General features: G+C 62.4%; 18 protein-coding genes and 2 riboswitches. Of the genes, 7 read left to right on the top strand and 11 right to left on the bottom strand.

Annotated features, from left to right (window positions below; genetic code table 11):
- Positions 1–10: 10 nt before the first annotated feature.
- Positions 11–1,438: a uracil-xanthine permease family protein gene (locus PXK07_RS01435; protein WP_274846400.1), complete on the top strand. Its 1,428-nt coding sequence runs from the start codon at positions 11–13 to the stop codon at positions 1,436–1,438.
- Positions 1,439–1,804: 366 nt separating this feature from the next.
- On the opposite strand, the gene PXK07_RS01430 is transcribed toward PXK07_RS01435, so the two are convergent.
- The 3 genes from PXK07_RS01430 to PXK07_RS01420 all read right to left on the bottom strand — a co-directional run bounded on the left by PXK07_RS01430 (position 1,805) and on the right by PXK07_RS01420 (position 4,744).
- A complete protein-coding gene (locus tag PXK07_RS01430; RefSeq protein ID WP_274846399.1) occupies positions 1,805–2,821 on the bottom strand; it encodes a type I glyceraldehyde-3-phosphate dehydrogenase in 1,017 nt (338 codons plus the stop codon).
- Positions 2,822–2,930: 109 nt separating this feature from the next.
- Positions 2,931–3,761, bottom strand: a complete 831-nt coding sequence (locus PXK07_RS01425) for a bifunctional allantoicase/(S)-ureidoglycine aminohydrolase (protein ID WP_274846398.1) — start codon at positions 3,759–3,761, stop codon at positions 2,931–2,933.
- 206 nt (positions 3,762–3,967) lie between these two features.
- Positions 3,968–4,744 (bottom strand): IclR family transcriptional regulator, encoded by a 777-nt coding sequence (locus tag PXK07_RS01420; RefSeq protein WP_274846397.1) that lies wholly within the window; start codon positions 4,742–4,744, stop codon positions 3,968–3,970.
- A 294-nt stretch (positions 4,745–5,038) separates the two neighbouring features.
- Positions 5,039–5,147: riboswitch (glycine riboswitch) on the top strand.
- Between the two features lie 3 nt (positions 5,148–5,150).
- A riboswitch (glycine riboswitch) is annotated at positions 5,151–5,218 on the top strand.
- Positions 5,219–5,317: 99 nt separating this feature from the next.
- Here PXK07_RS01420 and gcvT point away from each other — a divergent pair.
- The 3 genes from gcvT to gcvP all read left to right on the top strand — a co-directional run bounded on the left by gcvT (position 5,318) and on the right by gcvP (position 9,814).
- A complete protein-coding gene (gene gcvT, locus PXK07_RS01415) occupies positions 5,318–6,457 on the top strand; it encodes a glycine cleavage system aminomethyltransferase GcvT (protein ID WP_274846396.1) in 1,140 nt (379 codons plus the stop codon).
- A gap of 41 nt (positions 6,458–6,498) precedes the next feature.
- Positions 6,499–6,858, top strand: a complete 360-nt coding sequence (gene gcvH / locus PXK07_RS01410; protein WP_274846395.1) for a glycine cleavage system protein GcvH — start codon at positions 6,499–6,501, stop codon at positions 6,856–6,858.
- A gap of 106 nt (positions 6,859–6,964) precedes the next feature.
- Positions 6,965–9,814 carry an aminomethyl-transferring glycine dehydrogenase gene (gene gcvP / locus PXK07_RS01405; protein ID WP_274846394.1) on the top strand — a complete coding sequence of 950 codons (2,850 nt, stop codon included), beginning with the start codon at positions 6,965–6,967 and terminating at the stop codon, positions 9,812–9,814.
- A gap of 107 nt (positions 9,815–9,921) precedes the next feature.
- Here gcvP and PXK07_RS01400 read toward each other — a convergent pair whose 3' ends face one another.
- From PXK07_RS01400 to PXK07_RS01380, 5 genes are all read right to left on the bottom strand, one after another.
- Positions 9,922–11,901, bottom strand: a complete 1,980-nt coding sequence (locus tag PXK07_RS01400; RefSeq protein ID WP_274846446.1) for a methyl-accepting chemotaxis protein — start codon at positions 11,899–11,901, stop codon at positions 9,922–9,924.
- Between the two features lie 9 nt (positions 11,902–11,910).
- Entirely contained in the window at positions 11,911–12,084 is a 174-nt protein-coding gene (locus PXK07_RS01395; protein WP_274846393.1) for a hypothetical protein, read from the bottom strand.
- Positions 12,085–12,402: 318 nt separating this feature from the next.
- Positions 12,403–13,413 carry a hypothetical protein gene (locus PXK07_RS01390; protein ID WP_274846392.1) on the bottom strand — a complete coding sequence of 337 codons (1,011 nt, stop codon included), beginning with the start codon at positions 13,411–13,413 and terminating at the stop codon, positions 12,403–12,405.
- A gap of 131 nt (positions 13,414–13,544) precedes the next feature.
- The gene (locus tag PXK07_RS01385) at positions 13,545–13,736 is read right to left on the bottom strand and encodes a YgaP family membrane protein (protein ID WP_274846391.1); all 192 of its coding nucleotides are present in this window, start codon (positions 13,734–13,736) and stop codon (positions 13,545–13,547) included.
- A gap of 98 nt (positions 13,737–13,834) precedes the next feature.
- Entirely contained in the window at positions 13,835–15,460 is a 1,626-nt protein-coding gene (locus PXK07_RS01380) for an AMP-binding protein (RefSeq protein WP_274846390.1), read from the bottom strand.
- A gap of 76 nt (positions 15,461–15,536) precedes the next feature.
- Here PXK07_RS01380 and PXK07_RS01375 point away from each other — a divergent pair, with 76 nt between their 5' ends.
- From PXK07_RS01375 to PXK07_RS01365, 3 genes are all read left to right on the top strand, one after another.
- Positions 15,537–16,460 carry a DMT family transporter gene (locus PXK07_RS01375; protein WP_274846389.1) on the top strand — a complete coding sequence of 308 codons (924 nt, stop codon included), beginning with the start codon at positions 15,537–15,539 and terminating at the stop codon, positions 16,458–16,460.
- 46 nt (positions 16,461–16,506) lie between these two features.
- A complete protein-coding gene (locus PXK07_RS01370) occupies positions 16,507–17,157 on the top strand; it encodes a sulfotransferase family 2 domain-containing protein (RefSeq protein WP_274846388.1) in 651 nt (216 codons plus the stop codon).
- Between the two features lie 109 nt (positions 17,158–17,266).
- On the top strand, positions 17,267–17,929 hold the full coding sequence (locus PXK07_RS01365) for a Hint domain-containing protein (protein ID WP_274846387.1): 663 nt from the start codon (positions 17,267–17,269) through the stop codon (positions 17,927–17,929).
- Between the two features lie 143 nt (positions 17,930–18,072).
- Here PXK07_RS01365 and PXK07_RS01360 read toward each other — a convergent pair whose 3' ends face one another.
- The 3 genes from PXK07_RS01360 to PXK07_RS01350 are packed head-to-tail and all read right to left on the bottom strand — an operon-like array spanning position 18,073 to position 21,970.
- Entirely contained in the window at positions 18,073–20,277 is a 2,205-nt protein-coding gene (locus PXK07_RS01360; protein WP_274846386.1) for a 3-hydroxyacyl-CoA dehydrogenase NAD-binding domain-containing protein, read from the bottom strand.
- The gene (locus tag PXK07_RS01355) at positions 20,274–20,759 is read right to left on the bottom strand and encodes a cupin domain-containing protein (protein WP_274846385.1); all 486 of its coding nucleotides are present in this window, start codon (positions 20,757–20,759) and stop codon (positions 20,274–20,276) included. The genes PXK07_RS01360 and PXK07_RS01355 overlap by 4 nt, the downstream gene beginning before the upstream one ends.
- Entirely contained in the window at positions 20,759–21,970 is a 1,212-nt protein-coding gene (locus PXK07_RS01350; RefSeq protein ID WP_274846384.1) for an acetyl-CoA C-acetyltransferase, read from the bottom strand. Before PXK07_RS01350 ends, PXK07_RS01355 begins: the two co-directional genes overlap by 1 nt.
- Position 21,971: the final 1 nt, after the last annotated feature.

The raw sequence follows: 21,971 nt of genomic DNA, 5'->3' as shown, positions 1-21,971 counted from the left end.
GATGATGAAAATGGCAGATGGTTCCATCGGAACGGCGGCAGAGCTGCGCGATCCGAATTACACACCGCCGCTCGCGAAGGCGGTACCGCTGGGGATCCAGCATGTGCTTGCGATGTTTGTATCCAACGTGACCCCGGCGATCATCGTGGCGGGGGCTGCTGGCTTTGGTTTTGGTTCCAACTCTCCGGATTTTCCGGAGCTTCTGTACATGATCCAGATGTCGATGCTGTTTGCCGGGGTGGCAACCCTGCTGCAAACCATCACCCTGGGGCCGGTCGGCGCGGCGCTGCCAATCGTGCAGGGCACCAGTTTTGCCTTTCTGCCGATCATGATCCCGCTGGTGGCCGGAAAAGGCGTCGATGCGCTGGGCGCGCTTTATGGGGGTGTGCTGATTGGCGGGCTGTTCCATGCGGCCCTGGGTCTGTTCATCGGCAAGATACGCTTTGCCCTGCCGCCCCTTGTGACGGGGCTGGTGGTGACCATGATCGGGCTGGCGCTGGTGAAGGTGGGGATCCAATACGCCGCAGGCGGTGTGCCTGCCATCGGCAAGCCGGAATATGGCTCGCTCCTGAACTGGTCGGCGGCGCTGGTCGTGATCGTGGCGACCCTGGGGCTCAAGTTCTTCGCCCGTGGCATGCTGTCGGTTTCGGCGGTGCTGCTGGGGCTGATCATCGGCTATATCTACGCGCTGATGGTGGGCATGGTGAGCTTTGAGGCGATTGGCACCAGCTGGTCGCGCGCCGCCGGTTTCGCCCTGCCGGTGCCGTTCAAATACGGCTTCGAGTTCTCCTTTGCCGCCATTATCGGCTTTTGCCTGATGGCCTTTGTTTCGGCGGTGGAGACCGTTGGCGACGTAAGCGGCATCACCCGTGGCGGCGCCGGGCGTGAAGCTACCGACAAGGAGATTGCCGGGGCGACCTATGCCGATGGTTTTGGCACGGCGATTGCGGGGATCTTTGGCGGTCTGCCAAATACTTCCTTCAGCCAGAACGTGGGTCTGATTGCCATGACCGGGGTGATGAGCCGCCATGTGGTGACCTGCGGTGCGATCTTCCTGATCATCTGCGGTCTGGTGCCCAAGGTGGGGGCCATCATCCGCACCATCCCGATCGAGGTTCTGGGCGGCGGTGTCATCGTGATGTTCGGCATGGTTGTTGCGGCGGGTATCTCGATGCTCTCCGATGTGGATTGGAACCGGCGCAACATGGTGATCTTTGCAATCGCCCTGTCGGTGGGGCTGGGCCTGCAGCTGGAGCCTGGTGCGGTGCAGTACCTGCCCAACACGCTGCGGATCCTGATGACCAGCGGCTTGCTGCCTGCAGCGGTGATTGCCATCGTGTTGAACCTTGTCTTGCCCGAGGAACTGCCGGGCAGCGCGACCGAGGAAGTCTCGGGTGGCATGTCCGGTCAGGGGCAGGGCAGCCTTGGCGGCAAATGACCGCGATCCTGGGCAGGCGGCTCCCGCCTGTCCTGCGATCATCACAGATGATCTGGCCCAGTTGGGCCCGGCGCCGCGCTATCGCGCGGCGCTTTTCTTTTTGCTGAGAGGTGGCTGAAGGGCAGGTCTGCCTTCAGCCACCGGTGCCAGCCTATCGGCCTGGTGTCGGCCTCAAGGGTGAACCGCGCCAGGGCGCGGCAGCTCTGCTGCCCTTGACCCCGAAACCAGACCTTGGACCCGGAAATCAAGCTCGGGAATGGACGCGAGCGCACCGCGCTTGCGCGGTGCCAGGCCCAATCGTGGCGAGGGGGCTTCGCAGAAGGCGCCTCTGTCGCGGGCGGGAGTTCGCCCGGTGAGGTGCCGCTGTCAGGTCGCAGCCATCAGGCGGGCCACATCCAGCATGCGGGCAGAGAATCCCCACTCATTGTCGTACCAGCCAAAGAGGCGGATCTGGCGCTCTCCGCAGATGCGCGTTTCGGGCGCGGCCAGGACCAGGGATTCAGGGCGCGCGCGCAGATCGGAGGAGACCAGCGGCAGGTCGGTCCAACCCAGTTGCGGGCAATGGCTGACCGCTTCTTTCAGGCGTGCCAGCAGCGTTTCCTCGCAAAGTGGGGCTTTGAGTTGCGCGATCAGGTCCACCGCCGAGACGCTGGCGGTGGGAACCCGTACCGCAGCGCCGCTGATGCGCCCTTGCAGATGCGGCAGCACCTCGTCGATCAGATGCATGGCCGAGGTCGTGGTCGGCACCATCGACATGGCGGCTGCGCGCGAGCGGGCGAAATCCCCGCGCGGCGCATCCACCAGCGGCTGGGAGTTGGTGTAGCAGTGGATCGTGGTCATATGGGCCGTTTCGATCCCCCCGATCCCATCCAGCAGCTTGACCAGCGGCGCCAGCGCATTGGTGGTGCAGGAGGCGTTGGAGACGACCCGGGCGGCGCCCAGGCTGTCTTCGTTGGCGCCCAGCACGATGGTGCGTTCCGCCGCCGGAGAAGGGCCGGAGATCAGCACCTTGCGCGCCCCGGCCTCCAACCCGCGCTGTGCCACGTCCGATGTGCGTGCGATACCTGTGCATTCCAGCACCACGTCGACGCCAGAGAGATCCACCTCGGTCAGATCCGCGCATTGGCTGACGGGGATTTCCCGCCCCATCACGCGCAGGCTGCCGGTACCGGTTGCCCCTGTACCGGTTTTCACCGCGTCGGTTTCCACTGTGCCGGGCAGGGGGCCGTAGGTGCTGTCGTATTGCAGCAGGTAGGCACAAAGATCGAGCGGCGCGATATCGTTTATGCGCAGAACCTCGATATCCTCATGCCCTGGCTGCATGAGGATCTGGCGCAGGATGGCGCGGCCGATACGGCCAAATCCGTTGATCGCGATCTTCATGGTCTTGTCTCCGGCTCAAATGCCGTCCTCTGAAACTGAATATGCCGCCAATCTAGAGAGGCAATGGAGGAGGAAAGGCAAGACCGCTGCGAAAAAATAGTGATGCCCCTCAGCGCTGCGGCGCCAGTGGCATATGCCGGTTCACGTCCTTGTACAGGAGATAGCGGAAGCGGCCCGGCCCGCCCGCATAGCAGGCCTGCGGGCAGAAGGCTCGCAGCCACATGAAATCGCCGGCCTCCACCTCGACCCAATCCTGGTTCAGGCGGTAGACCGCCTTGCCTTCCAGCACAAACAACCCGTGCTCCATCACATGGGTTTCGGCAAAGGGGATGGTGCCGCCGGGCTCAAAGGTGACGATGGTGACATGCATGTCATGCGACAGATCCTCGGGATCCATGAAGCGGGTGGTGCCCCAGCGCCCGTCGGTACCGGGCATCATATTGGGAGCAAGGTCCTTTTCGTTCACGGTAAAAAAGGCGGGTGTGTCGATGCCCGGCGCGGGTTGCCACTGTTTACGGATCCAATGGAAGGAGGCCAATGCCTCGGTCGTGTTGCGCAGGGACCAGTTGCTGCCTGGCGGCACATAGGCAAAGCCGCCTTCCTGCAGGATATGGGCGGTGCCGTCCATGGTCAGTTCCACCTGTCCGGCGGTGACGAAAATGCTCCCCTGTGCCGCTGGATCGGTTTCCGGGGTGTCAGAGCCGCCACCCGGCTGCAGTTCAACGATATACTGCGAAAAGGTTTCGGCAAATCCGCTGAGCGGCCGGGCGATAACCCACATGCGCATACCCTGCCAGCCTGGCAGCACCGAGGTGACGATGTCCTGCATCGTGCCCTTCGGGATGACGGCATAGGCCTCGGTGAATACCGCACGCCCGGTCAGCAGTTGATCCTGACCGGGATGGCCGCCGGTCGGAGTGAAATAGCGACGCTCTGTCATCGGCCTGATACCTCTTGTTTTCTCTTGCGCGAGCCCGGGAGACGCTCTCATCCGGCGCGGTTTTGCCTGGTGTTGTGGCACCGCTCGGGGCTCCTGGTGACGGGCTGACTATGGGTCCGCAGCAGCCGGTCTCCAAGGTGCAAGACAGCGAAAAGAACCTTCGTGTTTATTTGAATATCGCCGGGCTGGCGGGGCGGTGACGTCCCTTACAGGCAGTCGACCGCCTTGGACTGACGCAGATCGGCGGCGCAGACCTGCAGGCCACGCAGCAGGTCTTCGGTATCATGCGCCAGGCTTTGGCCGCGCGGGATCGAGGCGCCGACCACGATCGGGGTGCCGCCCGGAGCGGAGACCGGCACCGCTACCCCCAGAATGCCCGGTTCGAATTCGCTGTCGGTGAAAGACCAGCCCTGGCGACGGGCAAGATTGACCTGTTCGAGGATGTCATCGGCCTGGGTGAGCGACTGTTCCGTGTGGCGTGGGATCTCGGCCTGGGCCAGTCGTTCCTTCACCTCTTCTTCCGGAAGGCAGGCCAGCAGCATGCGGCCAAGGCTGGTGTGCAGCAGCGGGATATGGGAGCCCGCAGTGAAACCATAGGTCACCGGACCCTGATCCACGGTGGATTGTGCCAGGACCAGCACCCGTCCCTGATCCAGGATGCAAAGGGTGATCCCCAGGCCCAGGGCATGGGCATGTTGGTTGAGAAGGGGCTGCACGCGGCGGCCAAATTGATTGGCCTGCAGAAAGCCCCCGGCAAGCGCCAGCACGCGCGGGGTGAGCGACAGCATGCGGCCATCCTGACGTAGATATCCGGCCTGCACCAGCGTCAGCGCACCGCGCCGCGCGGTGGCCCTGTCTTGCCCGCTGCGCCGGGCAATCTCTGCCAGGGTGAGGCTCGGCGTTTCTGCATCAAACACCGCCATGACCGCCAAGCCTTTGGCAAAACTCGATGAAATGTTTCGATCTTGAGGAGGTTTGTGCATGCGCGGGTCCAAATCTATTCGTGAATACGACGTGTCCTCATTGACACGAAACTGGTAACGGTACTGAATGTGTGCGGATTTCGGGATCTGAGTTCGCTAACCGTACTTTGTCAAGGGATCTTGGCCCTGCCTGTCTCAAAAACCCAGGCCAACGCTGCGGAACCTCACGTCACCAGAAAGGCGCGCCTGCGATCTGTGGGCTTGCTTGCTGTGGTGTGGGCTTCGATCACGCAGAAGCGACCTCTTTGGCCCTGTTTGCGTCTTGAACGGGGGGCGGCGCGCTGCTAGGGTCGCCGCGCGCAGACGGGAGAACCGCAGCGGGGCAGAATCGAGCTGCTCCAAACCGGTGCCGAAGGAGCAACCGCCCCGGAAACTCTCAGGCCCAAAGGACCGCCTGCGCAGTGAACTCTGGAGAGATCCCGGCCACATGCCGGGGCGCCGAAGGGATAGCGATCTCAGGCAACAAGGACAGAGGGGGCATCGAAGTGTGCAGGCAAAATCTGCGCGAAACTTGGATGCCGGACCCATTCGCGCAGATGGATCGGACCGGCCGTGATAACGGGACGGACGCGCATGTCTGACGAAACCACGTCTGAATTGAAGAAGACGCCTCTTTTTGCCCTGCATGAAGAGCTTGGCGGCAAGATGGTTCCCTTTGCGGGCTATCTGATGCCGGTGCAATACCCCATGGGCATCATGGGGGAGCACAAGCACACCCGCGCAAAGGCGGGCCTGTTTGATGTCAGCCACATGGGGCAGGTGATCCTGCGCGCAGGCGGCTACCAGGCGGTGGCCGAGGCGTTCGAGACGCTGGTGCCGATGGATGTGCTGGGCCTGAAGGAGGGCCGCCAGCGCTATGGTCTGTTCACCAACGATCAGGGCGGCATCGAGGATGACCTGATGTTTGCCAATCGCGGCGATCATCTGTTCGTGGTGGTGAATGCCGCCTGCAAGGAGGCCGACATCGCCCGCATGAAGGCCGCGCTTGAGCCTGCGGTCACCGTGACCCCGGTGACGGATCGCGCACTTCTGGCCTTGCAAGGCCCTGCGGCCGAGGCGGTCTTGTCCTCCATCGTTCCCGCCGCGGGTGATATGACATTCATGGATGTGGCCACCTTGGACGCAGAGGGTGTGGAGATCTGGGTCTCCCGCTCGGGCTACACCGGCGAGGATGGCTACGAGATTTCCGTGCCTGCGGACCAGGCCGAGGCCTTTGCCCGCCGCCTGCTGGCGCATGAGGATGTGGAACCCATCGGCCTGGGTGCGCGCGATTCCCTGCGTCTGGAAGGCGGGCTTTGCCTTTATGGCCACGATATCGATGCTGAAACCCGCCCCGCTGCGGCCTCGCTCACCTGGGCGATCCAGAAGGTGCGCCGTGCCGGTGGCGACCGCGAAGGCGGCTTTCCGGGGGCGGCGCATGTCTTTGCCGAGATGGCCGATGGCCCCAGCCAGCGCCGCGTCGGCCTGAGCCCCGAGGGCCGCGCCCCCATGCGCGAGGGCGTTGAGTTGTTCGCCGCTGCCGAGGGCGGTGACCCCATTGGCAAGATTACCTCGGGCGGCTTTGGCCCCACCGTGGGCGGCCCTGTTGCCATGGGCTATGTGCCATCTGATCTGGCGGCACCCGGCACAGAAATCTACGGCGAGCTGCGCGGCAAGCGCGTGCCCGTCACCGTTGCATCGCTGCCCTTCGTGGCGGCCAACTTCAAGCGCTGAACGCAAACAACAAAGCGCATTGGTTCAAAGGGAACGAGACCATGAAATATACCGAAGAACACGAGTGGCTGCAGGCCGAGGGCGAGATCATCACCGTGGGCATCACCGCCCATGCGGCTGAACAGCTGGGCGATGTGGTCTTTGTCGAGCTGCCCGAAGTCGGCACCGAAGTCACCAAGGACGAAGAGATCGTGGTGATCGAATCCGTTAAGGCGGCCTCGGACATCCTGTCGCCGCTGGATGGCGAGATCGTCGAGATCAACGAGGCCATCGTCGATGAGCCCGGCAAGGTCAACGACGACCCCGAAGGAGAGGCCTGGTTCTTCAAGATCAAGCCCTCCGATCTGTCTCCGATGGACGATTACATGGATGAATCCGCCTATAAGGCCTTCATCGGCTGAGTTTTCTCCCCGCCCCCATCTGGTGGCGGGGGCCACTCTACCTGGCGCGCGGGCCTGCCCGCTGCCTTTCCTTTGTCCGAACCCATGATCCTCGAAGGGGTGCCTCATGTCTTTTGAACCGACGGACTACCTGCCGTATGACTTTGCCAACCGCCGCCATATCGGCCCCTCTCCGCAGGAGATGGAGGAGATGCTGCGCGTCGTGGGCGCCGACAGCCTGGATGCGCTGATCGATGACACCGTTCCGGCCTCGATCCGCCAGAAGGCGGCGCTGGAGTTCGGTCGCCCGCTCTCCGAGCGCGAGCTCTTGTTCCACATGCGCGAAGTTGCCAATAAGAACAAGCTGATGACCTCGCTCATCGGTCAGGGCTATCACGGCACCGTCACCCCGCCGGCGATCCAGCGCAACATCCTGGAAAACCCGGCCTGGTACACCGCCTATACGCCCTATCAACCGGAAATATCGCAGGGGCGGCTTGAGGCGCTGTTGAACTTCCAGACGATGATTTCGGACCTGACCGGTCTTAAGATTGCCAATGCGTCCCTGTTGGACGAGGCAACCGCCTGCGCCGAGGCGATGACCATGGCGCAGCGAGTGGCGAAATCCAAGGCCAAGGCGTTTTTCATCGACCGCGACTGCCACCCGCAGAACATCGCCGTGATGAAGACCCGCGCGGAACCTCTCGGTATCGAGGTGATCGTCGGCAACCCTGACAAGATGGACCCCGAGCAGGTATTCGGTGCGATCTTCCAGTATCCCGGCACCTATGGTCACGTGACCGACTTCACGCCTCATATCGAGAAACTGCACGCCCACAAGGCCATCGGCATCGTGACCGCCGATCCGCTGGCGCTGACGCTGCTGAAGGAACCGGGAGCCATGGGGGCCGATATCGCTGTCGGCTCCACCCAGCGGTTTGGCGTGCCGATGGGGGCAGGGGGGCCGCATGCGGCCTATATGGCGGCGAAGGATGCCTATAAGCGGGCGATGCCGGGCCGGATCGTGGGTGTCTCTATCGATGCCCATGGCAACAAGGCCTATCGCCTGTCGCTGCAGACCCGCGAACAGCACATCCGTCGTGAAAAGGCCACCTCCAACGTCTGCACCGCTCAGGCTCTGCTGGCGGTGATGGCCTCGATGTATGGCGTGTTCCACGGTCCACAGGGGCTGAAGGCCATCGCGCAGCGCATCCACCGCAAGACCGTGCGCCTGGCCAAGGGGCTGGAGGAGGCCGGGTTCAAGGTGGATCCACGGGTCTTTTTCGACACCATAACCGTGGATGTGGGCCCGCTGCAGGCGGCGGTTCTGAAATCCGCCGTGGATGAGGGCATCAACCTGCGTCGGGTGGGCGAGTTCCGCGTCGGCATCACCCTGGATGAGACCACCCGCCCCGAAACCATCGAGGCCGTCTGGCGCGCCTTCGGGATCGTGCGGGCCGATGACGATTTCACGCCGGAATACCGCGTGCCGGAGGATCTGCACCGCACCTCGGACTACCTGACCCATCCGATCTTCCACATGAACCGGGCCGAGACCGAGATGATGCGCTACATGCGCCGCCTGGCGGATCGCGACCTGGCTCTGGACCGGGCGATGATCCCGCTTGGCTCCTGCACCATGAAATTGAATGCGGCGGCCGAGATGATGCCGCTCAGCTGGCCTGAGTTTTCCAGCATTCACCCCTTTGCGCCCGCCGATCAGACCGAAGGCTATACCGAGATGGTCACTGACCTGTCGGCGAAGCTGTGTCAGATCACCGGTTATGATGCGATCTCGATGCAGCCCAATTCGGGTGCGCAGGGGGAATACGCCGGTCTTTTGACCATCGCCGCCTATCACCGCGCCCGCGGCGAAGGCCATCGCAACATCTGCCTGATCCCGGTCTCTGCCCATGGTACCAACCCGGCTTCGGCGCAGATGGTGGGCTGGCAGGTCGTGGTGGTGAAATCGGCCGATAACGGCGATATTGACCTCGAGGATTTCCGTGCCAAGGCCGAGAAACACCGCGACAATCTGGCGGGCTGCATGATCACCTATCCCTCGACCCACGGCGTGTTCGAGGAAACCGTGCATGAGGTCTGCAAGATCACCCATGACTTTGGCGGCCAGGTCTATATCGATGGCGCCAATATGAACGCCATGGTCGGCCTCAGCCGTCCCGGCGATCTGGGCGGTGACGTCAGCCACCTGAACCTCCACAAGACCTTTGCCATCCCCCATGGCGGCGGCGGCCCCGGCATGGGTCCGATCGGGGTGAAATCGCATCTGGTGGCGCATCTTCCGGGCCATCCGGAAACCGGTGGCAGCGAAGGTCCGGTATCGGCGGCGCCGCTTGGGTCGGCCTCGATCCTGACGATCAGCTGGGCCTATTGCCTGATGATGGGCGGGGCCGGTCTGACCCAGGCGACCAAGGTTGCGATCCTCAACGCCAACTATATCGCCAAGCGGCTCGAAGGCGCCTATGACGTCCTCTACAAGGGCCCGACGGGCCGCGTCGCGCATGAGTGCATCCTGGATACGCGGCCCTATGCGGACAGCGCCCATGTCACCGTGGATGATGTAGCAAAACGTTTGATGGATAGCGGTTTTCACGCCCCGACCATGAGCTGGCCGGTGGCAGGCACCCTGATGGTGGAGCCGACGGAATCCGAAACCAAGGCCGAGCTGGACCGTTTCTGCGAGGCGATGCTGTCGATCCGCGAAGAGATCCGCGACATCGAAGAAGGGCGCATCGATGCGGAGAACAACCCGCTGAAACATGCCCCCCACACGATGGAGGATTTGGTCAAGGACTGGGACCGCCCCTACAGCCGCGAGCAGGGCTGTTTCCCGCCCGGTGCCTTCCGGGTGGACAAATACTGGCCGCCGGTCAACCGCGTGGACAATGTCTATGGTGACCGGCACCTGATCTGCACCTGTCCGCCGCTGGAAGACTATCTGGACGCGGCAGAGTAACCATCGCTGTTCAGAAACGAAAAAGCGGGTCCCATCGGGGCCCGCTTGTTTTTTTGGTCAGGCAGCAACCGTTGCCGGATCTGCCGGGATGCGAGGGCAATCAGGCCTCAGAAATCCTGCCATTTGTCGACAGCCGCGTTGCCATGGGCGACGGGAACGGCGGACTGTGCCGGAATGGCTGCCTGCTCCCAGCTGTCGCTGCCATGGGCGGTGGGGGCGGGGGACTTCACCTGGGTGAGACCTCCACTTCCTTCGATCTTGAAGGAGGCCACCAGTTCGGCCAGCTTGGTCGCATCGGAGTTCAGCATGTGACCCGCCGCCGTCGCCTGTTCCACCATCGCCGCGTTCTGCTGGGTCACCTGATCCAGCTGCACCACGCCGGTGTTGATCTCGCCCAGGCCGGTGGATTGCTCCACCGCGCCCTCGGCAATGTCGGTCACCAGTTTCGAGATGTGGTTCACACGCTCGACGATGCTGTTCAGAGCCTCGCCCGCCTTGCCGACCAGATCGACGCCGCGCTCCACCTGGCGGGAGGAATCGCTGATCAGCGTCTTGATCTCCATCGCCGCATCCGAGGAGCGCTGCGCCAGGGCGCGCACTTCGGAGGCCACCACCGCAAAACCACGGCCTGCTTCGCCTGCTCGGGCAGCCTCGACCCCGGCGTTCAGCGCCAAGAGGTTGGTCTGGAAGGCGATGTCGTCGATCACGCCGATGATCTGGGCGATATGGGTCGAGGACTGCTCGATCTCGGTCATCGCCGAGACCGCGCTTTGCACCACGGTGCCGCTGTTCTCGGCCTCCTGCTTGGCCTCGTCCATGATGATCTCGACGCTGCGCGCACCTTCGGCGGCGGATTTCACGCTTGCGGTCAGCTCATCGAGGGCGGCGGCGGTCTCTTCCAGGGTTGCGGCCTGGCTTTCGGTGCGATGCGACAGGTCATCCGAGGACTGGCTGATCTCGGCGGCGCCATTGCGGATGCTGGCGGCGGAGTCGATCACCTGCGAGACGGTGGACCGCAGGGTCGCGGTCGAGATGTTGAAGCTGCGGCGCAGCCGGTCATAGCCTTTGGGGAACTCTTCCTTGATTTCACACTCCAGATCGCGATCGGCCAGGAGTTTGAGATGGTCGTTGAGGGTTTCGACCACCGTTGAGCGGGTCTTTTCGGCTTCGGCCAGGGTTTCATCGGCATCTTTCAGGGCCTTGCGGGTTTTCTCCATGGTGCGGTTCAGTCCGCTGATCTCGGTCTTTGCATCCATGAAGGCCGGTTTGAAGTTGAAATCCTTATGGGCCAGGCGATCCAGGTCCTCTTGCAGGGCTCCGAACTGGGTGTCGAAGGTTCGGATCAGGCGCCAGCCGATGGCGCAGCAGGCCAGGATCGACAGGGTGACGACCGCTGCGGTCGTCAACAGGGTGATGATCGCGGCCCGGGCTTCGGCCTGGGCCAGCGTGGTCATCCGCTTGGTGGCCATTTCCTCTGCCTTATGCAGATAGTTGATCCACTCGGAGGACAGCTCGAACCATTGTTTTACCGTGACATTGGGCAGGGTGCCTTCGGGGCCTGCGGCGATCACCGCCTTGCGCACCTCTGGCAAACCGCTCTCCTTCAACCCCTTCTTGAAATCCAGATCTGCGAATTGCTTCAGCAGCACGATCTCGGCGAGGTGCAGAACCTGCTTTTCGGCAACGCTTTCGGCCGAAAACAGGTTGTAGACGGGCAGGGCAAAGGAGCCTGCGCTGAACCCGGTCAGGCCGGCAGAGCGCTGAAGTTCGACGGCTTCCTTGGCCGCGCTGAGCGGAACAAGGCCGGATGCGATCTGTACGATTTCGGGATTTTTCTGGCGCAGCATTTCCGCATCGGCGGCATCCAGAACAGCGATGATGATCCTGGTGAAATCCGCGCTTGCATCGGCGGCGGCAACAGACTTGGACCGCACGGCAGCGCGGATCTCGTCAAGGTTTGCCATCTCCTTGCGGACCTTGGCGGCGTGTTCGGGGATTTTGCCGCTGTATTTGTCTACGTAGCGGCGGATTTCATCCAGTTCGGCAGCGAAATTGGCTCCACCGGATTGTAGGAAACCTGCGGTGATGCCCCGTTCTTACTGCAGATAATGCGCGAGATTGGACAGCGATACGGCTTCGGCAATCTCGACTTGGGTGTGTCTGGCATCCAGAAAACGATTGAAGTCGGCGATGCCTTTCATTCCGCCTTCAACAACAAGGGCTACAAAAGGTATCACAATCAGCGCAAGGATAGAGGAGCGCAGGGTCATCGGTAACATTCTCCTAGTACTGCCGCGGGTTTCAGCGACAGGGGGGGGTAAGCTGCCTAAAAGATATTGATTGGCACGCTTACAATGCTATCGAGCAGAGGTGTTAATGCTTCCCTTAAACATTACAGAAACTCGCGCGGGAAGTGTCTTGGTGAAACCAATTCGCCCATAACCTTACGTAAGGCTGGGGGGCTCTATTGGATGTGCACAGGTCATCGTCTGGAAAATGCAGCGTTGGGAAAGTCTGAACTGTGCGATGTCAGCGCAACGGGTGGGGGTGCTACAGCGGCTTATGTGACTGGAGGCCAGCCGACCTGGCTAGTTGCAGATGTTTTGCAGGCGCACCCAGTCGCCGTCGTTCAGAACCGGTTCCAGCACGCGCCCGGCCATCGGGTCGGCCTCGATCAGTCCAATCGTGGTTTCACCCGTAATATCAGCGGCATAGGCAAAGGGGCTTGAGGGGATTGCCGCGCGGGCGAATTCGGCCAGAAGCACCTCCTCGGCCAGGTCGGGGCGCGGAGCGGCCAGCACCGTTTCCACATAGTGGTCCAGTGTGTCGCGGTTCAGCTGTCCCGTGGTCAGCAAGCGGAACGAGGCAAGAGGTCCGCCCGAGGCAAGAAGTTCGGCCAGGGGATCCTCAACCCCGGCGCGGGCCCGTTCCGCCAGAATGGCACCCGCTGCCACGGCGGGGTCCTCGTAGTCTTCCACGAACGAGCGGTTCAACAGCACGATACCACCGGGCAGATGCAGGCTGCTGGCCAATCCGGACCGGAAGATCACCAGACGACGCACGCCGGTGCGCAGGGCGAGTTTTTCGAGGATCGGAGCGGTGTCGGCGCTCATGCAGGCCTGGCCGGTGACCCGCTCGATCCGCCCCAGCAGCGCCTGGCCGATGGCCTTGCGCTTGATGTCGGGCACCACGCTGACCGCATGGTTCTGCAGGGCGCTTGGCAGCCAGAGGAAGACCAGGAGCGCCAACAGGGCGGTCACACCCAGCACGCTGGCCGCGCGCAGGCGGCCGGGATGGGGGCGACGGCGTTCGATGGCGGCACGCACGCGGTCGATGGCCTCGAGCATGGTGGCCTCATCCTCGGAGATCTCCAGGGTTTCGCCGGGATCGCCATCGGGATGGAAAATGGCGGGAAACTGGCCGGGATTGGCGCGTTCGACAGCAGCCAGCGACCAATGCGCCAGCGGCCTGTCGTTCATATCCGTGATGGTGAGCGTCGCATCGCCGACCGAGACGATGACATCCCGGCGTTGAGAGTCCGGAGAGGCGCGCCAGAGCGCGGCAGCCTCAAGCCGTTGAAATTCTCTCAGTGCCGTCATTCAGGCTGCCTGTCACATGCTATTGCTTCTGCTTGCAGCAAAATAGCATGGCGATGGGCAAAGCAGCAAACCACTTTACCCATTTATGAGGTAGAACCGATGCATTCGGCCGCGCACCTGAAGCCTTGGCCTCAGGCGGGTTTCAGGCCGAGCCGGGCAAAGATCATCGCCGCCGGGCAGAAGCCGGTGAAGGCGGACTGGAACATATTGGCGCCGACGAAGACCGTCAGCCACATCCAGTAGGGGGAGACGAACTGGGTCAGCACCACGGAGAGAAGCACCATGAACCCGGCCATCGCCATAACCGCATTGTTGATCGTCATGTCATTTCCTTTCGATTCCGGGCGCCAGACAGCCCATTACATTCCAAAATAGGAATGTTAATGGGCTGACGCAAGGGGCAATCGCGTGGAATGATGCTTTAGGCGTTGGCGATCTTGCGGAGTTCGAATTTCTGGATCTTGCCGGTCGAGGTCTTGGGCAGCTCCTGAAACACGACCTTCTTGGGCGCCTTGAAACCTGCCAGGGTTTCGCGGGAAAAGGCAATGAGACCTGCCTCATCCACCGTGGCCCCCTCTTTCAGCTCGACAAAGGCGCAAGGGACCTCTCCCCATTTGTCGTCCTGCTTGGCAACCACCGCAGCCAGGTTGACGTCCGGATGCGCCATCAGCACGCCCTCGACCTCGACCGAGGAGATGTTTTCGCCGCCGGATATGATGATGTCCTTGGCCCGGTCGGCGATCTGGATATAGCCATCGGGGTGCTGGATCGCGATATCGCCGGAGTGGAAATAGCCGCCCTTGAAGCTTTCGGCGGTGGCTTCGGGGTTTTTCAGATAGCCCTTCATCACCGAGTTGCCGCGCATGACGATTTCACCCTGATCCTTGGCGTTCATCGGGATCTGACCCATGTTCTCATCCACCACGGTGATGTGATCCATCATCGGGAAGGCGACCCCCTGGCGGGCCTTGATTGCAGCTCGGCCCTGCTGGTCCAGCGCATCCCAGCTGTCGCCCTTCCACAGGCATTCGGTCACGTGGCCATAGGTCTCGGTCAGCCCGTAGACCTGCGTCACGTGGAAGCCGAGGCGTTCGATCTTCTCCAGCGTCGCCGGGGCAGGGGGCGCGCCTGCGGTGAAGACCTCGACCGTGTGATCAAAGTCGCGGCGCTCTTCCTCCTTGGCGTTGACGATCATGTTCAGCACGATGGGCGCGCCGCCGAAATGGGTGACGCCTTCCTCGGCGATGGCGTCATAGACCGCAGGCGCCGTGACATTGCGGCAGCAGACCAGGGTGCCGCCCAGAACCGGCATCATCCAGGTGTGGTTCCAGCCATTGCAGTGAAACAGCGGCACGATGGTCAGATAGACCGGGTGCATCACCATGCGCCAGGAAATCACCGTGCCCATGGTCATCAGGTAGGCGCCGCGATGATGATAGACCACGCCCTTGGGGCGCCCGGTGGTGCCGGAGGTATAGTTCAGCGCCAGGCTTTCCCATTCATCCTCTGGCATGATCCATTCAAAATCATGAGCGGCATGGCCCAGCACCTCTTCATAGACCGGATGGCGGCCACTGGCGGCAAATCCGGCCTCGGGATCGGGGACCTCGATCAGGATCGGGCCTTCGCCCTCCATCTGCGCCTTGGCGGCTTCGGCGAGGGGCAGGAACTCGGTATCGACCAGGGCGACCTTCGCCTCTCCGTGGTCAAAGATATAGGCGACCGTATCCACATCGAGGCGGGTGTTGATGGTGTTGAGAACCGCGCCACAGGCAGGCACGCCGAAATGCGCCTCGGCCTGGGCGGGCAGGTTTGGAATAAGGGTGGCAACCACATCGCCCGGCTTTACCCCCATGCGGGCAAGCGCCGAGGCAAGCCGCGTGCAGCGATCATAGTAGGCGGCATAGGTCTTGCGGTGCTTGCCGTAGACCACGGCGGGAACATCGGCGAAAACATGTGCGGCACGGCGCAGGTGCGACAGCGGGGTCAGCGGAACATAGTTTGCCGCATTTTTGCCCAAGCCGGTTTCGTCAGCCATCCAACCCATAAGTTTCCTCCAATGATTCCGCGGAATGTCGTTTTGAGGACAGATATTGCGGAAAGTTGCGCTCAATGGAAGAGGAATGAAACAAACGATCTCTTCCCCGCCGCTGGTCGGCAGTCATAGCGGTGCGGCGCCGATCATGGTGGCCGCGATGGTGATTATCGGCATCAGCGACAACGCGGTTCCGCTGATGGCCGAACAGATTGGCATCTGGCAGTTCTACCTGATGCGCACCGTCATTGCCCTGCCGCTGGTCTGGGTGATGATGCAGGCAGGCCTTGGCAGTTTGCGCCCCGGCCGGATGTGGGCCGTGGCGCTGCGCGGCATGCTGGTGGCGGTGTCGATGGTGTTCTATTTCTCGGCCGTGGCGCTGATGCCGCTGGCACAGGCGCTTGCCGGTCTATTCACCTCGCCGATCCTGATTGTGCTGATCTCGGTGCTGGTGCTGAAACAGCGTATCGGTCCGATCCGGGTGACGGCGGTTGCGCTTGGATTTCTGGGGGTTCTTCTTGTCCTGCAACCGGATCCGGCCAATTTCGACTGGCTGATCCTGCTGCCGGTCTGCGGCGGGCTGTTCTATGCGCTTGGTTCGATGGCGACGGGGCTGATGTGCCGCGAGGAAAGCACGGTATCCATGCTGTTTGCGATGCTGCTGGCGCAGGCGCTGATCGGCGCGGTTGCGCTTGGCGGGTTGGCGCTGTGGCCGCTGCCGGTGGCCGAGGGCGCCGATGGCTTTGTGACCCGTGGCTGGGTCTGGCCGATTTGGCCGGTCTCGCATTGGGTTCTCCTGCAAGGGGTCGCCTCGGTCCTGGGGGTGTTCCTGATCACCAAGGCCTATCAGCTGGGAGAGGCCTCCTATGTGGCGGTGTTCGAGTATTCGGTGATCATCGTGGGACCTGCCTTTGCCTGGATGGTGTTCGGGCAAAGCCTGGAACCGATGCAGATCGCGGGGATTGCGCTGATCGTGCTGGCCGGGGGCACGATTGCCCTACGCGGTGGCTGATCCCCGTGGCGTTTGCATTCGCGCCTCGATTGCCTAAGGTTGCCCTATGATCCTGTCCCCTGGCCGTAACTACGTCTTTGTCCATATCCCCAAGACTGGGGGCACGGCGCTGTCGCTGGCGCTGGAGGCGCGGGCGATGAAGGACGATATGATGCTGGGCGATACGCCAAAAGCGTCGAACCGCCGCCGCCGCCTGCGCGATGTGAAGACCCGAGGGCGGTTGTGGAAACACTCCACCCTGGCCGATATCGAAGGGCTGCTGCCCCAGGAGCAACTGCGGGGACTGTTTGCCTTTACCCTGGTGCGCAACCCCTTTGATCGCGCTGTCAGCTATTACCACTGGCTGCGGGCGCAAGCCTTCGACCATCCCGCCGTGAGCCGTTCCAAGACCCTGGAGTTCAGGGACTTCATCCTGCACAGCGACACGCTGGACGCCTTTCAGGCCCATCCCGCCCGGTCCTACATGCGGCACGCGGACGGGGTCGAACAGTGCGATGCCTACATTCGGATCGAACACTTCCAGAAAGACGCCGAACCGCTGTTCGATCACCTGGGTTTCCGTCTGGAGTTGCCGCGCAGCAATGCGTCGCGTCGCCTGGCCGACTGGCGGGAGTATTACGATCCACAGACCCGCGCGGCCATTGCCGCCGCCTGTGCCGAAGAAATCGAACAATTTGAATATTCTTTTAACCAATAGCCTTTACTTCTGTTTAAGACGGGGCGCATCGCCCCGGTTGAATAGATGAAAAAGGCAATGCGGTCAAAGGGATATGCCCTGCGGCGGCGCTGGCCGGAAAGGGTCGCGAATGCTCGATTGGTTCCAGAAACGCGGTGGATCTTCCTCTCAACCGGCGGTGCCGATGGTGTCGGTTGGCCTTGGCGGTTTCCTGGCCGGAACCCATGTGGCATCGAACCTCGGGTGGCGCCCGATCGAGGCGTTGACGGTTGGGGATCAGGTGCTGACCTTTGATCACGGCATGCAGCCTCTGATCGGATTGAGCCGCGAAACCCTGAAGATCAGCGAAGAGCCAGAGGATGCGATGATGTGCCCGGTCCTGGTGCCGCGCGATGCGCTGAACAATCGCGTGCCCATGTATCTGACGCCGGATCAGGGGGTTCTGGTCGAAAGCGATCTGGTCCAGGACATTCAGGGTGATCCCTTTGCCGTGGTGCCTGCCTGCGCGCTGGAGGGCTATCGTGGCATCCAGCGGCTGCATCCGGCAGCCGAAGTCGAGGTGATCGTTCCCCGTTTTGCCACGGATGAGGTAGTCTATCTTGAGGCGGGTTTGCTGGGCTATGCTCCGACGGAACGGGATCTTCTGGCGGATCCGGTCGGCACTGACCTCTACACGGTGATGCCCCCGAATGAGGCGCGCAAACTGGTTCAGGCGATGATTGCGTCAGAAACCTGCGCTCCGTTTGACACCGCGACAGCGCATAGCACCACCGGATTTCCAATCATAAGCTGAGCCCTATCGAGCAGGGCAATTCTGCCATCCGCTGCCTGAGTAGAGGGGCGGGTGGCTTTTTTCGTTTGTAAGTAAAGGGATGTGCAGAAAATGAAATGGCCGGCCCAGTATTGGATCGGCCAAATGATTTATTGAAGCGATGTTCAGGCAGCCGCTGCGGCGTCCGGGTTGAACCGGCCATAGAAGCTTTGACCCTTTTCGGCCATCTCCCGCAACAGCGGCGGGCAGGTGAAGCGCTCACCATAGGCTTCGGTCAGCTGGTCGCAGCGCTCGGCGGCGTAGGGCGTGCCGATGATGTCGAGCCAGGACAGCGGGCCGCCGGACCAGGGCGCAAAGCCCCAGGCCAGGATTGCGCCCACGTCGCCTTCGCGGATATCCATCAGCACACCTTCTTCCAGCGCGCGCACGGCTTCCAGAACCTGGGCGAACATCAGCCGTTCCTGCACTTCGATCAGATCGGGCTGGTCCTCGGCCAGCGGGTATTTCTCCTGCATGCCTTTCCAGTATTCGGTGCGCTTGCCCTTTTCATCATAGTCGAAGAAGCCGGCGTTGGACTTGCGACCCAGACGGCCGAGATCCTCAAGCCAGAAGATCAGATCGTCTGCCGGGCTATCCGGGTAGGCATCGCCCATGGCTGCCTTGGTGGCGCGGGCGATCTTGGCGCCCAGATCGATCGAGGTCTCGTCATTGAGCTGGATCGGACCCACCGGGAAGCCCAGCTGGCGCGCCGCATTGTCGATCAGGACGGGCGAGACGCCCTCGGTGATCATGCGCAGACCTTCGTTGATGTAAGGAATGATGCAGCGGTTGGCGTAGAAGAAACGCGCATCATTCACCACGATCGGGGTCTTCTTGATCTGGCGCACATAGTCGAGCGCCTTGGCCACGGCGCGATCACCGGTTTCCTTGCCCTTGATGATCTCCACCAGCAGCATCTTCTCGACCGGCGAGAAGAAGTGGATGCCGATGAACTGCTCGGGACGGCTGGAGGCCTTGGCCAGATCGGTGATCGGCAGGGTCGAGGTGTTGGAGGCAAAGATGCAATCCTCGGGGATGATCGCCTCGACCTTCTTGGTCATCTCGGCCTTGACGCCGGGATCTTCAAACACCGCTTCAATGATCAGATCGCAGCCTTTCAGCGCCTCCAGATCGGGGGTGGCGGTGATCAGGCCCAGCACCGCCTCTTTCTTTTCGGCCGTGACCTTGCCGCGTTTCATGCCCTTGTCGAGATAGGCTTCGGTATAGGCCTTGCCCTTGTCGGCAGCGGCCTGATCGCGATCCACCAGGACCACTTCCATACCGGCCTGGGCCGAGACCAGCGCGATGCCGGCACCCATCATGCCAGCCCCCAGAACGCCCAGTTTCTTCACCCGCTGATCGGGCACATCCTTGGGACGCACCGCGCCTTTTTCCAGCGCTTCCTTGTTCAGGAACAGCGAGCGGATCATGGCGCCCGACGAGGGGTTCATGATGACGGAGGTGAACCAGCGCGCTTCGATCTTGAGCGCGGTGTCGAAATCGACCAGCGCGCCTTCATAGACCGCCGACAGAAGCGCCTTGGCCGCCGGGAAGGCGCCCTGCGTCTTGCCGTTGATCATCGCCGAAGCGCCGACGAAGTTCATGAAACCGGCGGGGTGATAGGGCGCGCCGCCGGGCATCTTGTAGCCCTTGGCATCCCAGGGTTTCACCAGATCCGCAGGTTTGGCGTTCAGCACCCATTCCTTCGCGGCGGCGACGGGATCTGCTGCGATTTCATCGATATAGCCAGCGCTTTTGGCCTTTTTCACATCCAGCATCCGACCTTCCAGCAGCAAGGGGGCTGCTGCAATGGCGCCCACCTTGCGTACCATGCGGGTGGTGCCGCCGGCGCCGGGGAAGATGCCGACCATGATTTCCGGCAGGCCGTATTTCGCCTTGGGGTTCTCGGCGGCAAAGATGCGATGCGTGGCCAGCGGCAGCTCCATGCCGATACCCGCTGCAGTGCCGGGCAGGGCGGTGGCAATCGGCTTGCCGCCCTTCTTGGTCTTGGGGTCCATGCCTGCCAGTTCGATCTTGCGCAGAAGGGCGTGCATTTTCATGATACCGTCAAAGACGCCGCGTGCGGGATCGTCACCGGCCTCTTCCTTCATCACCGCCAAGAGGTTCAGGTCCATGCCGCCGGCAAAGGAGCCTTCCTTTCCGGATGTGATCACGATGCCCTTGACCGCATCGTCGGCCAATGCGTCGTCGATGGCGGCTTCCAGCTCCATGAGCCCGTCAAAGGACATCACGTTCATGGTCTTGCCGGGCACATCCCAGGTGATGGTTGCAACGCCGTCGGCGTCCTTGGAAAGCGTAAACTCAGTCATGTTTCGTCTCCGATCTGGTCAGCCGTCAGCGGGCTGCCGTCCTTGCGGGTGAAGAGTGACCCCTCGGGGCCCTGTTTCACCATCATGTCCATATCGCTGTAATAAGCGGTCTCTGTTTCGGTGCGCGTGCCCACCACCAGGAAGGTGGCCGGCGCGTCGGTAGCGTTCTTCAGGTGACGACCGTTGGCCTCGCCTGCAGGGAAAGTGGCGCAATCGCCCGGGTGCAGTTCTGTCTGCCCGTGATCGTCGATCAGGGTGCAGACCCCGGAGGTGACCATCAGGAATTCGTCCTGCTCCATGTGGTAATGGCGCAAGGACGACAGGCCGCCGGGCGCAAGCTGAACCAGGTTCACGCCGAACTGCGTGAGCCCGCCCGCATCGCCCAGGCGCTGGCTGGAGCGGCCCGCGACCGCCTCTGCCAGCTTGCCAGGATAGGCAGAGCCTGTCCGCCAGGGGATATCGGCCAGGTTCAGCTTGGGCATCAGACGCGCTCGATGATGGTGGCCGCACCCATGCCGGAAGCGATGCAGAGCGTGGCCAGGCCGACTTCCTTGTCGGTGCGCTCCAGCTCGTCCAGCAGTGCGCCGATGATCATCGCGCCGGTGGCACCCAGCGGGTGCCCCATGGCAATGGAGCCGCCGTTGGGGTTCACCAGTGCAGGATCCACGTCAAAGGCCTGCTGGAAGCGCAGCACGACCGAGGCAAAGGCTTCGTTGACCTCAAAGAGATCGATATCGCCAATTGCCATGCCATTGTCGGCCAGGATCTTCTGCGTTGCGGGCACGGGGCCGGTCAGCATGATGGTGGGATCGGTGCCGACCTTGGTGGTCGCCTTGATGCGGGCACGCGGTTTCAACCCGTATTCCTCGCCAAACTCCTTGTTGCCGATCAGCACGGCGGCGGCGCCATCGACGATGCCGGAGGAGTTGCCCGCGTGGTGGATGTGGTTGATCCGCTCCAGATGCGGGTACTTCAGCTTGGCCACCGCATCGAAACCGGGCATCTGTTCGCCCATCATCTGGAACGAGGGGTTCAGCGCGCCAAGCGACTGCATGTCGGTCTGCGGGCGCATGTATTCGTCGCGGTCCAGGATGGTCAGCCCGTTCTGATCCTTGACGGTGATCACCGATTTGGAGAACCGGCCCTGGTCCCAGGCTTCCTTGGCACGGCGCTGGGATTCCACGGCCAGCGCATCGGCCTGTTCGCGGGTAAAGCCGTATTCGGTGGCGATGATATCGGCCGAGATGCCTTGCGGCACGAAATAGGTCTCCATCGCGACCGAAGGATCCACGGCGATGGCGGCGCCATCGCTGCCCATGGCAACGCGGCCCATCATTTCAACGCCGCCCGCGATATAGGCCTTGCCCGCGCCGCCCTTGACCTGGTTTGCGGCCAGGTTCACGGCTTCCATGCCGGATGCGCAAAAGCGGTTGATGGCAAGGCCCGGAATGCTTTCGTCGAGGTCCGAGGCCAGAACCGCGGTGCGCGCAAGGCAGCCGCCCTGTTCCATCACCTGGGTGACGTTGCCCCAGATCACGTCCTCGACGGCGTGACCTTCCAGGTTGTTGCGCTCTTTCATGGCGTTCAGGGTGACGGCAGACAGCCGCACCGAGGTCACCTCGTGCAGGGAGCCGTCCTTGCGACCCTTGCCGCGCGGGGTGCGGATCGCGTCATAGATATAAGCTTCGGTCATC

Source organism: Phaeobacter sp. QD34_24 (genome assembly GCF_028890115.1).
In the GTDB taxonomy this organism is placed as follows: Bacteria; Pseudomonadota; Alphaproteobacteria; order Rhodobacterales; family Rhodobacteraceae; genus Phycobacter.
This window is presented reverse-complemented; position numbering and strand designations above follow the sequence as displayed.